The sequence below is a fragment of the Nocardia exalbida NBRC 100660 genome (assembly GCF_000308575.1).
Taxonomy (GTDB): domain Bacteria; phylum Actinomycetota; class Actinomycetes; order Mycobacteriales; family Mycobacteriaceae; genus Nocardia; species Nocardia exalbida.
Map to the genome: position 1 here is coordinate 47044 of NZ_BAFZ01000107.1, position 14950 is coordinate 61993.

Genomic DNA, 14950 nt, shown 5'->3' on the forward strand with positions numbered 1-14950 from the left:
CGAGACGGAATATCTAGTCGATGCTGCCCTGTGGCACGACCCAGACCTGGGGCTGCCTCGTCACCGCCGCGATGTGTTCGAAATCCGCGTCATAATGGACCAGCACGGCCCCGTGGAATTCGGCAACGGCGGCAGTGAGCAGGTCCACGATGCCCGCGGCCCGGTGGTGACCTTTGCGTGCCATCAATTGCTGGACTTCTCGTGCACGATCGGCGATCGTCTCATTGATCGGCAGGTTGACGTACAGAGCGCGACGGCGCTGTGAAATGTTCTGCAGATCGGCAAGATTGCGTCCCGAATAACCCGCTTCCAGATCTACCGTGACGCAGGTCGCGGCCGCACGGTCGGCGATCAGCCCTGCGATCACCGCGCGCACCGGATCGTGCCCGAGCCTGGCGCTTGCGGAGGTGTCCACGAGGTGCAGTCGAAGAGGAGTGGTCTCGCTCAACGGCGAGCCTCGCGCATTATCTCGGCGTCACCGATGTCGGGACCGACCCCGAAGCCGTACGGATCGGTCAAGACTTGTTCGATTCGGCGGCGCCGTTCAGCAACGAATTCCAGCGCCGCGTTCACCGTGTCTTTCTTGGTGGTGGTCCCCAGCTCTTTGGCAGCCAGGGCCAGGGCTTCGTCGTTCAGGTCGATCATCGTCTTCATATATACAAGAGTATATCCAGGGAAACCTTCAGAGCAATACACCCAGGCTCGATGCATACCTCCGATCCAGCGCAGGGCGCGTATACGTACCCGCGAGTTCTCTCCAGCATCCCGCACTGAAAGAAAATGCCGGTCGCGACGTTGTCCCGGCCCCTGCTCGACCGGTACGCCACCGTCCGGCCGAACTCGCCGCGAGGTCACCGCGGCGCAGTCGGCGCTATCCGCGGTAGGCGCGGCCGCCGATGGACGCGGTGAAGACCGCAGGCCGTGCGCCGCGGGTGGCGGCCAGGTTGCGCTTCTCCTGCGGGGTCAGCCGATAGCGCGCCGCGATCCGCCGTGCCACGGCGATCACGGCGCCCAGCACCGGTATGGGGTCCACCGGGCGCAAAGCCAAGGCCATGACGAACTCCTTACCAGAAAGACGCACCGGTACAGTCGAATTCGGCCGAAACGTGGTCGCGACGTATGCGGTTCCTCGGAGGTCCGCGCTTCCGGATGAACGCGGGCTCCGGGCAGCGACTCCGCCCGGACGGTGGCCATCGGGCATGGACCGGCGTCCGGGTTTCTCCTAGCGTGGAAGCGACAACCAGTCCGATACCCGCGTGGAGGTGGCATCGTGGCCGCACAGGACGTCCGAGAGCGGACCGAGCACGAGGGGTTCCCGCCCGGGCCGCCGCTGCCGCCGCTCGTGCAGAGCGTGTTGTTCCAGCGGGACCGGGCCTGTTTCCTCACCGCGATGGCGCGCCGCTACGGCGACGTCTTCGCCCTGCGGGTTCCGCCGTTCGCCGACCGCGTGGTGGTGTACTCCCGCCCCGAGCACATCAAGGAGATCTTCGCGGGCGACCCGCACGATCTGCACGCGGGCGAGGGCAATCAGATCCTGGGCGCGATCATGGGTCCGCATTCGCTGCTGCTGACCGACGAGGCCGAGCACGCGCGGGCGCGCAGGTTGCTCATGCCCGCCTTCAACGGTTCCGCACTGCGCGGCTACCGGGCACTGATCACCGAGATCGCGGCGGCGGAGGCGGGGAGCTGGGCGGCCGGGTCCACGATGCGCATGCTGGACCGGATGAACGCGCTCACCCTCGAGGTGATCACGCGGGTGGTCTTCGGCGTCACCGACGAGCGGACCGAAGCCGAACTGAGCCCGCGACTGAACCGGATCGTCCACCTGAACCCGCTGATCTTCCTGGGCCTCAAAAGCGACCGCATGCGCCGGATCGGGCCGTGGCGGAAGTTCGCCGAGAACCTGGCGGCGGTGGACGACCTGCTCTACGCGGAGATCGCCGAACGGCGGCGCGCGACCGATCTGGCCGAGCGCGCCGATGTGCTGTCGCGCCTGCTCCAGGTCGGCGCGAGCGACGACGACGCGCCGCTCACCGATGCCGAGCTGCGCGACCAACTCATCACTCTGCTGCTGGCCGGGCACGAGACCACCGCCTCGGCGCTGTCCTGGGCGCTCTACGAACTCGCCGCCGACCCCGAGATCCAGCGGTCGGCGGCGGAGGCCGCGCGCACGGGCGACGAGAAGTACCTCGACGCGGTGCTCAAGGAGGCCATGCGGTTGCACACCATCATCTCCGGCACCAATCGAAAACTGACCAGGGACATGACGATCGGAGGACGGCGGCTGCCCGCGGGCACCGTTGTCGCCACCTCCATCGTCCTCGCACACCGGCGTGCCGATGCCTACCCCGACGTCGCCGTGTTCCGTCCGGCCCGCTTCCTCGACGGCGAGGTGGCGCCGAACACCTGGCTGCCGTTCGGCGGGGGTGTGCGGCGATGCATCGGCGCGGGATTCTCGCTACTGGAAGGCGTCACCGTGCTGCGGGAAATCCTCCTCCGCCACACTCTTTCGCTGCCGGCGGACGGCAAGCCGGAGCGCGGCAAGGTCCGCAACATCACCACCGTGCCGGGCGGGCGGGCGCGGGTGGTGATCAGCCCGCGCGGCTGACAAATATGTGAATAATGATTCTTTGCACGATCTGCTGTTGTGCTGGCCATATCGTGGTGTAAGTTTATCCATGTTCGACAACCTGTCCGGCCCAGCGCGCATGGTGCCCCGGCGCTCGGCCGAGTCCGGTTGTCGACTTCCGGACGCACCGGCGCGCACATCCCGCCTTGTCGCATGCCGGCGCGCACCGGAGAACAGGTACAGCTCCCGGGGGCCGCTCATCCCCGGGAGCCGTATCCCGTGACGCGGCGACCCCGGCCATACGGCCAGGTCGTTACGATGTTCCTCATGAGTGTCGACAATCGCCGTACGGCGCGGAAGGCGAGCAGCGGCGACTCGGCACCTCGGGAGATCCGGCGCAGGCCGAAGAATCGCCGTGCCCAGATCGCCGCGGCGTCGGCGGCCGCGTTCGGCGCGCTCGGCTACCACGGCGTGAGCATGGACGACATCGCCTCCGGGCTCGGCATCAGCTCCGCGGCGCTGTACCGCCACTATCCGAGCAAGTACGCGCTGTTCCGGGAGGAACTGCTGCGCGTCGGCCGGGCGATGACCGAATCGGTGGAGCTGCCCGAGGAGGCGGCGGACCGGCCCGCCGAACAGCGGCTCCAGCACGTCCTCGACGCGCTGATCGCGGTCACCATCGACAATCGCCCCACCATCACGCTGGTGCGCTGGGAGGTCAGGTACCTCGAGCCGGACGACCAGATCACGCTCAACGACCAGCAGGCCACGGTGCTCGGCGCGCTGGGCAGCCAACTCGCCGCGCTGCGCCCCGAACTCGCCGAGCAGGACGTGCGCGTGCTGCGCGCCGCCCTGCTCAGCACGATCACCAGCATCGCCGACCACCACGCCGCGCTCCCGGCGAAACCTCTTGCCCGCCTTCTGCATTCGGCCTGCTGGTCGGTCGCGCACGCGAAGCTGCCCGCCACCCGGCCGGCCGAGCCGGTCGCGGTGGTGGAGATCCCGGACTCCTTCAAACACGAACTGCTGCTGCGCAAGGCAGTCGAGCTGTTCCACGAGCGCGGCTACCCCAATGTCAGCGTCGAGGACATCGCCACGGCCGCAGGGCTTTCGGCCGCCTCGGCGGTGTACCGGTTCTACCGCGGCAAGAGCGACATCCTGGCCGCCGCGTTCCGGCGGGCCGCCGAACGTGTTTCCGGCGCCGTGGGCCCCGCCGTGGCGGCGGCCACCAGCTCCGAGGACGCGCTCACGGCGCTGATCGCGCAGTATGTGGCCGGATCGTTCGCCGAACGCGCGCTCACCTTCGTGTATTACACGGAGTTCCAGCACGTTCCGGTCGAGGAGCGCACGGTGCTGCGCAATATCCAGCGGCTCAGCGTCGAGGAGTGGGCCCGGTTGCTGCGCGAGGTGCGCCCGGAACTCGCTCCGGCGGAGGCACGAATTCTGGTGCACGCCGCCTTCGCGGTGGTGGTCGATCTGGGCCGGGCCTTCGGCGACGAGCCGCTGGCCGCCCAGGACCGGGTGCGGCTGCTGATGCAGTTGGTGCTGTTCGGGCGGCCCGCGCGCTAGCCCGGTATGTTATCGAGAATTCTCGATCGATCAGCTGCATAGCGCGACATGAAGGCCGGTTCACAGCTTCTTTGTGATCTATCATTCAGTTGTTCCCCAGGCGGGGCAGCATCGATGTACCAAACGTTGGCTTGGGCTACCATCGCGGCATGGGTGCCCAGGACCGCCACGCTGCGGACAAGGCGGCCGACGGGACACCGGCACGGGTGATCCGGCGCCGCCCACGCGACCGCCGCGCGCAGATCGCGGCCGCGTCGGCCGAGGCGTTCGGCGCGCTGGGCTACCACGGCGTCAGCATGGACGACATCGCCTCCCGGCTCGACATCAGCTCCGCGGCGCTGTACCGCCACTATCCGAGCAAGTACGCGCTGTTCTGCGAGGAAGTGCTGCGGCTGGGCACGGTCAGTCAGGAAGCGGCCCGGCTGCCGGATGCCACCGGCCTGCCCCCGGCGCAACGGCTCGAACGCGTGCTCGACGCCCTGATCGACGCGGCGATCGCCAACCGGCGCAGCGCCGCGCTGTTGCGTTGGCAGCGGCGCTACCTGGAGGACGCCGACGCGGCCACCCTGGCCGATCAGCTCGCGGGGGTGAACGCGGCGCTCACCTCGCTGCTCGCGGAGACCAGGCCCGCGCTACCCAAGGCCGACCGCTCCGTGCTCGCCGCCGCGGAGCTGAGTGTGCTCAGCAGCATCGGCGATCACCACGTGTCGATTCCGGTGCGGGCGCTCACCGCACAACTGACCGCGGCCTGCCGCGCACTCGCCGCGTGCGAGCTGCCGCCTGCCGGTAACGCCGAAGCGGAGAGCTTCGCCGCGACCGAGATCCCGCTGACCTTCAAACACGAATTGCTGCTGATGCGCGCGGTCGAGCTGTTCCACCAGCGCGGATACCCGAACGTCAGCGTGGAGGACATCGCGACCGCCGCCGGGCTGCCCGCCTCCTCGGCGGTGTACCGGTTCTATCGCGGCAAGGGCGACATCCTCACGGCGGCGTTCCGCCGGGCGGCGGATCGAGTGTCGGCCGCCATCGGACCTGCCGTCGCCGCCGCCGAGACGCCGGGGCAAGCGCTCGACATTCTGATCGAGTTGTACGTGGCGGGCTCGTTCGCCGAGCGTGAGCTCACCTTCGTCTACTACGCCGAGATCAGCAACGTGCCGCCGGAGGAGCGCACCGTGCTGCGCAACATCCAGCGCCTCAATGTCGAGGAGTGGGCCAAACTGCTGGTCGGCGTGCGGCCCGAGCTATCGGCCGCCGAGGCGCGCCTGCTGGTGCACGCCGCGTTCGCACTGGTCGTCGACCTGGGCGAGCGTTTCGGCTCCACCGACCCGGCGTGCTCGCCGCGCCGCGTGATCCGCCTGATGCAGGCGATCCTCTTCGACCGGCCCGCGGTCCCCACGCCGTAGCCCGCCGATTCGCGGCCGAAACGCCCCACCGGTGGCACATGGCTGCGCCATTTCGCGAGTAGGTCCCTCGGTGGTGTGCCACTCGCCGCGGGTGGGCGGAGTACGGTGGGGCCCGTGCCATTCACCGGGGGGATGCCGGTGCGCCGGACATGGGCGCAGGTGTCGATGTCGGGTCGGCCGGGGACCCGGTGGGTGTTCACGCCACCGGCGAACACCGCGGTGGGAATCGACCTCGCGACAGCGCTGTTGCGGCAGGAGAGCGCGCGCCCGGACCGGCGCGACGCCCGTAGAGCATTCCCGACTTCGGAAGGAACATCCACATGAGCACAGATCTCGACGCGCAGACCGCGGCGGCGTCCGGAACCTTCGCCATCGGCGGCGATCTTCCGGTGCATCGGCTCGGGTACGGCGCGATGCAGTTGACCGGCCCCGGGGTGTGGGGCGATCCCAAGGACCCGGACGAAGCGGTGCGCGTTCTGCGCCGCGCGGTCGAGCTCGGCGTCAACTTCATCGACACCGCCGACTCCTATGGCCCGTTCGTCAGCGAGAAGCTGATCCGTAAGGCCCTGCGGCCTTACCCGGAGGACTTGGTGATCGCCACCAAAGCCGGTCTCACGCGTCAGGGCCCCAACGAATGGCGTCCGGTCGGCCGGCCCGAATACCTGCGTCAGCAAGCCGAACTCAGCCTGCGCCACTTGGGCGTCGACCGCATCGACCTGTACCAGCTGCACCGCATCGACCCCCAGGTACCGCTGGCCGACCAGCTCGGTGAACTCGTCGCGCTCCAGCAGGAGGGCAAGATCCGGCACATCGGCCTCTCCCAGGTCACCGTCGAACAGCTGCGCCAGGCACGCGAACTCGCCACCATCGTCTCGGTGCAGAACCTGTACAACTTGGCCAACCGCGCCGACGAGGACGTGCTGAACTACGCCGAGCAGGAGAACATCGGATTCATCCCGTGGTTCCCGATCGCCACGGGCGAACTCGCCGCCCCCGGCGGTCCGCTGGCGGCCATCTCCGCCGACCACGGCGCGTCCCCCGCCCAACTCGCCCTGGCCTGGTTGCTGCGCCGCTCCCCCGTGATGCTGCCGATACCCGGCACCTCGAGCGTCGCGCACGTCGAGGAGAACATCGCCGCCGCGCGAATCACGCTGACGGACGAGGAATTCGAAGCCCTCTCGGCAGCAACCGGATAGCCGGGAACCGGCCGCCCGAGTGGCACATCTGTGCCACTCACAAGCGGCGGCGGCGAGATGGGCGTGGGTCGATGTTCCCCTCCGACATCGACTCTGGATTGGAAGTATGGGGGGGACGGTGGTACCGGTCGGGACTCCCTCGCCGAGTCCCGACCGGTGGGGTGAACTGCGCTGCCGAGCGGATCACGCTGGGCGGCAACGAGTTCGGTGCGCCGACGGTCGGTCAGCGCGAGTATCCGTCGGCCCGGCTGTCGGGGATGACGCGGCCGGACGCGACCAGGGTGCGGAAGGCCGCCTGCTTGCGGGGGCAGGCGTCGGCGCGGCAAGGGCGGTGACCCTGCATCACCCGATGCGCCTGTTCGATGGTGAACGGATGCTCGGGCGGGCGGTGCGCGTCCTCGGCGCCGCCGTGCGGCAGACACGATCCGACACCGATGATGGCGGCCACCAGCAGCGTGCACGCGCCGAGCATGCCCAGCAGCGGTTCCACGGCGGATTACTGGCCGGCGGCCTGCCGGGAACAGAACGCCGAGGCGGTTAGGTACTGACGGCAGGTCGCGCCGTGTCCCGCGTGGACGGCGCAGAGAAACCGTGCGCGGTCGTAGGTCAGACCGAGCGGTTCCTGTGTGCAGTCGCGGCTTTGCACCAGCCACAATTCTCTGACGTCCGAGTGCAACACGTCCATCTTTCACCTCCACTTGAGCAGTGCACCCGGCACCGAGAAGGCGCCGCCGGATCGCGCTCGACACGGATGGATCGGGCCGTGTCGGGACCGTGCGCCGGGTTCCGGACAACGGGCGCCCTCGACAGGGTTTGGGCGGACCCCCGATGCCGGGTGCGGTTCAACAGTGCGCGTTGCGATTCGGTAGATAACAGACCCGAATGCGGTAATTGCGAGTACTTTCCGTTTGTAGCGGCCTGGAGCGAGGAAGAGAGACCTATGGTGGAGGTCGACTGGACGGGCGAAGCTGTACATGCGCTTCGCACGGCGATGAAGCGAAGCCGTTATGAATTCGCGCGTCTGGTGGGCGTCACACCGCGCACCGTGGTCCTGTGGGAGAACGGCCGGACAACCCGGATGCACGCCGCTAGCCAGCGTCTCCTCGACAGAGTCCTGTCGCAGGTCGATTCCGTCGTCGCCGAACGATTCGAGCGTGCGATCGCCACGGGCCGGGCGACCGCCCCCGACTACGAAAGCGCTGATTCGGCGCCCGAAAGGCACACCAAGCTCGGTAGGGAAATCGGGCTCGACAAGGAAGTCGAGGAAGACGACGTGAGAAGGCGAGAACTGCTGGCCTGCATCGGCGCGGGCCTGGCAGGCCAGGCGGCAGACCTGGTGGCGAGCGAACCGGAACGGATGCTGGCAACCCTCGACGCGGGGTCGATCAGCGAACGGCGACTGGCGTTCCTGGAGCAGTCGGCCGAGGTCCTCGGCACACGGGTGGTGCAGGTGCCGCCGCACGAACTGCTGCAGACCGGGCTCGAGCAATTCCGGATGGTCCGAAGCTGTCTCGGCGAACGGCAGCCCACCCATCATCAGGTCCGGCTGGTGCGCACGGCGGGCAGACTGGCGAACGTGGTCGGCGAGATCCTGTTCAACGAGGGGCATTTCGGCCAGGCGCGGATGTGGTATGCCACCGCGATCCATGCCGCCCAGGACATCGGCGACCGCTATTCGGAGGACATCGCACTGGCCGGGCTCGCGTATTTGCCCACCTATAGCGATAAGCCGAAGGAAGTTTTGCAGTTACTCGACGGCCGATTGCAAGAAAATCCGTCCTACGGCCCGGCCGCCGCATGGTTGTGGGGAATGGCGGCGCGCGCGCACGCCAGTCTCGGGCACGCCGACGAATTCGCGCGCTGTATCACGCGATCGGCATCGGCTTTGGAAGACGTCGGGCCGGAAGACCTTTCGGTCGGTATTTTTTCTTTCCGCCCGGAGAAACTCGCCTTTTATCAGGCGATCGGATATTCCCGCCTCGGCCGAGCCGACGAGACCGCCGTGGCGGCCGCCCGCGCGATGGCGCTGTACGACCCGTCGGAGACCATGGAGCCCGCCCTGGTCCGCTTCGAGCACGCCACGGCGCTGCTGGCCTCCGGCGAGATCGAGGAAGCCTGCGCGGTGGCGACCAGCGCCATCACGAACGCGCACACCTACGTCGGGCTCACCGTCACCCAGCGCGCCAAGCAGTTCGACTCGGCGCTCGGCGGGCTGCGCACCAGAGCCGTCGGTGAATGGCGTCAGCGGGCGCACGCGGTGATCGACTCGGCACAGGTCAAGGCCTGAGGCGGAGCGCGCCGGTCGGCAGGGGGGGATGGGGACCGGCGCGCCCCGCGCATTCAGGTGGTCAGTTCGCCTCGCTGGACATGGCCTCGATGAGCGACTTGGGGCGCATGTCCACCCAGTGCGTCTCCACGTACTCCAGGCAGGACTTGCGATTGGCGGCGCCGTAGGCGATGGTCCAGCCGCCGGGGACGGCGGCGAAGACCGGCCACAGGGAGTGTTCGCCCTCTTTGTTGATCAGGACGTAGAACTTGGCGTCGTCGTTTTCGAACGGATTGGTCATTTCGGATTTCCTTCTTCCTGGTCGGGTCGGGGGGGGATCTAGGGGCGCTCGGTGTCCGCCAGCGCCGCGGTGAGGACGTGGCCGATCCGCGCCAGCGCGGACTCCGAGGTCATCCGCCAGTGCGAGGCGTGCACCGCGTGGTTGTGCACGGTGCCGTCCACGGCGTCGGCCCAGCTCGCGGCGCCCGCGGCGCCGGTGGGATCGTCCAGCGCGGCGGTGAAGTACAGCAGGTTGCCCTTGTACGGGCGGGGGCGGTAGCGCCGGATCAACTCCAGTGACCCGGCCCCCGCGCTCAGCACTCGGTCGAGGTGGTCGGCGCCGAACGAGGCGAACGGCTCGGGCAGTCGCGCGAGCCTGCGCGCGAGCCGGGGCAGGTCCAGTTCGGCGTCCCCGTCATCGGCCGCTTCGCCGAGCAACCCGCCGAGCAGATCGGCGACCGGCAGGGCGGTGGCCTCCTCCGCGTCGACCCGCAGCGAGCTGTCCATCATGGCCAGGACCGCGACCCGCTGGCCCTGCTCCTGCAACTGCGTCGCCACCGCGTGCGCCAGCACGCCGCCGAGCGACCAGCCGAGCAGGTGGTACGGCCCCTCGGGCTGCACGGCGCGGATCTCCCGCACGTACCGGCGCGCCCAGTCGTCGATGGACTCCGGAAGGGCCTCGCCCGGGTTCAGCACCGGCGACTGGATGCCGTACACGTCCCGCTCCGGGTCCAGGTGCGCAGCGAGACCCGCGAAGGACCACGCCACACCACCGGCGGGATGGATGCAGAACAGCGGCTCCCGAGCGCCGCCGGTGCGCAGCGCGAGCACGACGTCGAACGCGGCGGCCGCGTCGACCCGGCCGCGACCGCAGCGGTGCTGCTCCAGCTGGGCGATCAGGCGCGCCGGCGTCGGCGCGGCGAACAGCCAGAGCACCGGGATCTGCTCGCCCAGCGCCGCGCTCAGGCGGACGGCCAAGCGGGTGGCCAGCAGCGAGTTGCCGCCGCGTTCGAAGAAGTTGTCGTCCAGGCCGACCCGCTCGGCGGCGAGCACCTCGGCGAAGTCCGCGCACACGGCACGTTCCAGATCGGTGCCGGGGGCGCGGGATTCCCGCGCGTGCGGCTCCGGGCGCGGCAAGGCCGCGCGATCGACCTTGCCGTTCGCGGTGAGCGGCAAGATCTCCAATTGCCGCAGCTGCGTGGGCACCATGTAGCTCGGCAGGACATCGGCCAGCGCGGCGCGCAGCGCGCCCGGGTCGAGCCGTTCAGCGGCGGTGAAGTAACCGGCCAGCACGGCGTTCGCGCCGTCGGTGTCGTAGGCGAGGACGATCGCCGCGCCGATCTCGGGCCGCGAGCGCAGGGCGTGCTCGATCTCGGCGAGCTCGATGCGGTAGCCGCGGATCTTCACCTGGAAATCACGCCGCTCGACGTACTCGAGGTTGCCGTCGGCGGCCCAGCGCACCATGTCGCCGGTGCGGTACAGGCGGGCGCCCGCAGGCCCGAACGGGTCGGCCACGAACCGTTCCGCGGTGAGTTCGGCTCGGCCGTGGTAGCCGCGGGCCAGCTGCGCGCCGCCGAGGTACAGCTCACCGGTCACCCCGGCGGGCACCGGGTGCAGCCGGTCGTCGAGCACGTAGACCCGATTACCGGATTGGGGCGTGCCGATGGGCACCAGTGCCTGCCGGATGTCGGTTTCCGCCCGGAACCGGGTCACCGACACCGCGGCTTCGGTGGGTCCGTAGAGGTTGTCGATCCCGGCCGCGGTGAGCGCCTCGACCCGCCGCACCGTCGCGGCGGACAACGCCTCACCGATGACGAGCAACCGGCGCAGCGAAGGCGGCAGCCTGCGCTCGCCGGAGGCTTCGGCCAGCAGCGCCAGCAGCGAGGGCACCAGGGTCAGCGTCGTCACCGAAGCGCGGCGAACCAGGTCGAGCAGGGCCGCCGGGTCGCGCTGCGCGTCCTGCGGGGCGAGCACCAGTCGGGCCCCGGTTCGCAACGCCCACCAGTACTCCCACACCGACAGGTCGAAGGCGGCCGAGGTCAGCACCAGCGCCGCGTCGTCCGAGCCGAGCGCGTATTCCGACTGCATCCAGTCCAGCTGATGCGCGACCGCCGCGTGCGGCACCGCCACACCCTTCGGCACACCGGTGGAACCGGAGGTGAAGATGATGTACGCGGTGTTCGCGGGCGAGAGCGCGGCGATCCGTTCGTCGTCGCGCACCGGGTGGTCGGCCACCGTGTCGGCGACGGTCGAGATATCGAGCACCACACCGTGTTCCGATGCGGCCACGGGCAGCATCGGCTCGCGCGCCGAGGTGAGCACCAGGTGCGGTCCCGCGGCGGCGAGCACGCCGGCGGTGCGTTCCAGCGGATGCGCCGGGTCCAGCGGCACGTACGCGCCGCCTGCCGTCACCACCGCGTACATCGCGACGAGCAGGTCGACGCTGCGCGGAATGGCCAGCGCCACCGGCTTCTCCGGGCCGATCCCGCGTGCGATGAGTACCCGGGCCAGGCGGTTGACCCGCGCGGCGAACTCCGCGTAGGTGAGGGTGGTGGCGTCGTCGACGATGGCGACCGCCTGTGGCGTCCTGGCCGCCTGCGCCTCGAACGCGGCGATCAGCGTCGTCGGGGCGAAGGCCTGCCCGGCTCGGTTCCAGGTCACCAGCACGCGCTCGGTCTCGGCCGGGTCCAGCAGCGCGAGATCACCGACGGGCAGCCGCGGGTCCGCGCACACCGCGTTCAGCAGCCGTTGCAGGCGGGTGGCGAACCCGGCCACCGTGGACTCGTCGAACAGGGCGGTGGCGTAGGTGAGCGAGGCCGCCATGCCCGCCGGGGTTCCGCCGGGGCCGTAGCGGTCGGTGACGACCAGGTGCAGGTCGAACTGGGCGACCTCGGAGTCGAAATCGGCGGCGGTGGCGGTCAATCCGTCCAGCGAGAAATCGGCTTCCGCCTGGTTGTGGAAGGAGAAGCCGACCTGGAACAGCGGATGGCGGGCGGTGGACCGCTCCGGGTTGAGCACCTCGACCAGACGCTCGAACGGCACGTCGGCGTGCGCGAAGGCCGCGACATCGGTGGCGCGGACGCGGGCGAGCAGGCCCGCGAAACCCTCGCCCGCGTCGACCTGGGCCCGCAGGACCAGCGTGTTGACGAACATGCCGACCACGTCGTCGAGTTCGGCCGCTCCGCGCCCGGCCACCGGCGTGCCCACCGCGATGTCCGCGGTGCCCGACAGGCGGGCGAGCAGCACCGCGAACGCCGCGTGCAGCACCATGAACAGCGTCGCGCCGGATTCGCGGCCGAGTTCGGTCAGCCGGGCGTGCACGTCCGGGGCGATCGCGAAATCGACGTGCCTGCCGCGCGTCGCGACGACGGCGGGGCGCGGGCGATCGGCGGGCAGGTTCAGCTGCGCGGGCAGATCGGCCAGCGTCTCGGTCCAGAACCGGATCTGACGCGCCAGCAGCGAAGCGGGATCGTCTTCCGCACCGAGCAGTTCGCGCTGCCACACGCTGAAATCGGTGTATTGCACCGGAAGCGGCGACCAGTCCGGCGCGGCGCCGCGTCTGCGTGCCGCGTAGGCGACCATGACGTCGCGGGCCAACGGCGCCAGCGACGAGCCGTCGGCGGCGATGTGGTGCACCACGACGACGAGCACGTGCTCGGTCACCGGATCCGCCGCGGCGCCGTCGACCGGAGCGAACAGCCGGGCGCGGACGGGGACGGTGTCGGTGACGTCGAACCCGCCGCCCACGAAGTCGGCCACCGCCGCGGCGAGGTCGTCGGCCGCGACGGCGATGGGCGCCAGCACCGGTGTGCTGTCGGCGACCGGCAAGACGACCTGCACCGGCCCGGACGCGTGCAGCGGGTAGACCGTGCGCAGCACGTCGTGGCGGGCGACGACGTCACCGATCGCGGCGTTCAGCGCCGCCACGTCCAGCTCGCCGGTCAGGCGCACCGCCAGCGGGATGTTGTAGGCGGTGGACTGCCGATCGAGGCGGTTGAGGAACCACATGCGCTGCTGCGCGAGCGAAAGGGGCACGGGGCCGGTCAGCGCGCGCCGGGTGAGCACGGGGCGGGGAGCCGCACCGGAGGCGATCTCCAGCGCGCGGGCCAGCGCGGCGACCGTCGGGTGCTCGAACACCGCGCGGACGCCGACGGCGACCGCCAGCCGGTCCCCGAGCCGCGCGGCTAGCTGGGTCGCGGTCAGCGAGTTGCCGCCGCGGGCGAAGAAGTCGTCGTCCGCACCGACGCGCTCGAGTCCGAGGACCTCCGCGACCGTTCGCGCCACCGCTCGCTCGACCTCGGTACCGGGCGCGCGGAACGGCGCGGCGCGAAGCTCCGGCCGCGGCAGCGCGGTTCGGTCCAGCTTGCCGACCGGAGTCAAAGGCAATTCGTCGAGTACCAGCAGGCTGCTCGGCACCATGTACCCGGCGAGCGAGCGAGCGGCGTGCGCCCGCAGGTCGGCGACGTCGATCGTGTGGCCGGGGGCGGCGACGACGTAGGCGAGCAGCGACACCGCGCCCGAGGCGTCGGTGTGGCCCACGGTGACGGCCGCGCGCACCGTCTCGTGTGCCGCGAGCACGGCGTCGATCTCGCCGAGTTCGATGCGCAGGCCGCGCACCTTCACCTGCTGATCCGAACGCCCGACATAGCGCAGTGCGCCCGACCGGGTCCAGCGCACCAGGTCACCGGTCCGGTACAGTCGTCCGCCCGCGGGGCCGTGGGGGTCGGCGACGAACCGGGCCGCCGAAAGACCGGGCCGCGCATGATATCCCCGGGCCAGGCCGGGTCCGCGCAGGTACAGCTCGCCGGTGACGCCGACCGGCACGGGCCGCAGCCTGCCGTCCAGCACCAGCGCGGACATGCCGTGGATCGGCGTGCCGAGATCGAGGGGATCGCCGGGCCGCAACGCCGCGCTGATCGTCGCGATGACGGTGGTCTCGGTCGGGCCGTAGGTGTTGTGGAACGACCGGCCGGGCGCCCAGTGCCGCACCGTGTCCGGGCCGTAGGCCTCGCCTCCGACGGTGAGTTGCCGCAGGCAGCTCAGCTCGGCCGGGTCGAGCGTCGGCAGGACCGCCGGGGTGAGGAACGCGTGCGTCACCCGCCGGTCGCGGATGAGCGCGGTGAGTTCCGTGCCGCCGTAGACACCCGGGGGCGCGATCACCAGCGCCGCCCCGGCGGACAGGGCCAGCAGCAGTTCGAGCATGGACGCGTCGAAGCTGGGTGAGGCCACGTGCAGGACGCGCGCGTCGGCGGTGACCGCGTACCGGTCCCGCTGCGCGAGGGCGACTCCGGCGAGACCGCCGTGCGTGGCGACCACGCCCTTGGGCGTGCCGGTGGAGCCGGAGGTGTAGATCATCCAGGCCGGGTTCTCCACCCGCACGGGGCGGATCAGCTCGGCGGCATCGATCGGTGCTCCGCTGTTGCGGCGCATCCGCGCCGCCGTGGACGGCGCGTCCAGCACCAGCCAGTCGACGGCACCGGGCAGTGCCGCGCGGCAGGTGGCGATCGTCAGGCCCAGCGCCGCACCGGAATCGGTGAGCATGTGCGCGATCCGCTCGGCCGGATAGGTGGGGTCGACCGGGACGAACACCGCGCCGGTCTTGGCCACCGCCCACACCGCGAGCACGGAGCTGATCGAGCGCGGCACCGCCACGGCCACCACGTCCTCG

Annotated in this window: 11 protein-coding genes; 5 read left to right on the forward strand and 6 right to left on the reverse strand. The window is 70.3% G+C overall.

Translation table 11 applies throughout. The annotated features are described in order from the left end of the window. Window positions 1-13 precede the first annotated feature (13 nt). From ON29_RS25125 to ON29_RS25135, 3 genes are all read right to left on the reverse strand, one after another. Window positions 14-448, reverse strand: a complete 435-nt coding sequence (locus tag ON29_RS25125) for a PIN domain nuclease (protein ID WP_051175571.1) — start codon at window positions 446-448, stop codon at window positions 14-16. Then, window positions 445-711, reverse strand: coding sequence for a type II toxin-antitoxin system VapB family antitoxin (locus ON29_RS37530; protein WP_085994942.1), 267 nt, complete (start codon window positions 709-711; stop codon window positions 445-447). The genes ON29_RS25125 and ON29_RS37530 overlap by 4 nt, the downstream gene beginning before the upstream one ends. 160 nt (window positions 712-871) lie before the next feature. Next, window positions 872-1054 (reverse strand): hypothetical protein, encoded by a 183-nt coding sequence (locus ON29_RS25135; RefSeq protein WP_040870077.1) that lies wholly within the window; start codon window positions 1052-1054, stop codon window positions 872-874. Between the two features lie 216 nt (window positions 1055-1270). Here ON29_RS25135 and ON29_RS25140 point away from each other — a divergent pair, with 216 nt between their 5' ends. From ON29_RS25140 to ON29_RS25155, 4 genes are all read left to right on the forward strand, one after another. After that, window positions 1271-2608: a cytochrome P450 gene (locus ON29_RS25140; protein ID WP_040870078.1), complete on the forward strand. Its 1338-nt coding sequence runs from the start codon at window positions 1271-1273 to the stop codon at window positions 2606-2608. Window positions 2609-2896: 288 nt separating this feature from the next. Beyond that, on the forward strand, window positions 2897-4138 hold the full coding sequence (locus tag ON29_RS25145; RefSeq protein WP_040870099.1) for a TetR/AcrR family transcriptional regulator: 1242 nt from the start codon (window positions 2897-2899) through the stop codon (window positions 4136-4138). A gap of 149 nt (window positions 4139-4287) precedes the next feature. Beyond that, window positions 4288-5541, forward strand: a complete 1254-nt coding sequence (locus ON29_RS25150; protein ID WP_040870079.1) for a TetR/AcrR family transcriptional regulator — start codon at window positions 4288-4290, stop codon at window positions 5539-5541. A gap of 320 nt (window positions 5542-5861) precedes the next feature. Continuing rightward, complete coding sequence (locus tag ON29_RS25155) at window positions 5862-6737, forward strand: aldo/keto reductase (protein ID WP_040870081.1); 876 nt, start codon at window positions 5862-5864, stop codon at window positions 6735-6737. Between the two features lie 223 nt (window positions 6738-6960). Here ON29_RS25155 and ON29_RS25160 read toward each other — a convergent pair whose 3' ends face one another. Beyond that, window positions 6961-7227, reverse strand: a complete 267-nt coding sequence (locus ON29_RS25160; RefSeq protein ID WP_040870082.1) for a hypothetical protein — start codon at window positions 7225-7227, stop codon at window positions 6961-6963. A 72-nt stretch (window positions 7228-7299) separates the two neighbouring features. Here ON29_RS25160 and ON29_RS25170 point away from each other — a divergent pair, with 72 nt between their 5' ends. Further along, window positions 7300-9024, forward strand: coding sequence for a helix-turn-helix domain-containing protein (locus ON29_RS25170; RefSeq protein ID WP_157172896.1), 1725 nt, complete (start codon window positions 7300-7302; stop codon window positions 9022-9024). A gap of 61 nt (window positions 9025-9085) precedes the next feature. On the opposite strand, the gene ON29_RS25175 is transcribed toward ON29_RS25170, so the two are convergent. Continuing rightward, window positions 9086-9304 carry an MbtH family protein gene (locus tag ON29_RS25175; RefSeq protein ID WP_040870086.1) on the reverse strand — a complete coding sequence of 73 codons (219 nt, stop codon included), beginning with the start codon at window positions 9302-9304 and terminating at the stop codon, window positions 9086-9088. A gap of 38 nt (window positions 9305-9342) precedes the next feature. After that, window positions 9343-14943: a non-ribosomal peptide synthetase gene (locus ON29_RS25180; RefSeq protein WP_306307226.1), complete on the reverse strand. Its 5601-nt coding sequence runs from the start codon at window positions 14941-14943 to the stop codon at window positions 9343-9345. Window positions 14944-14950 lie beyond the last annotated feature (7 nt).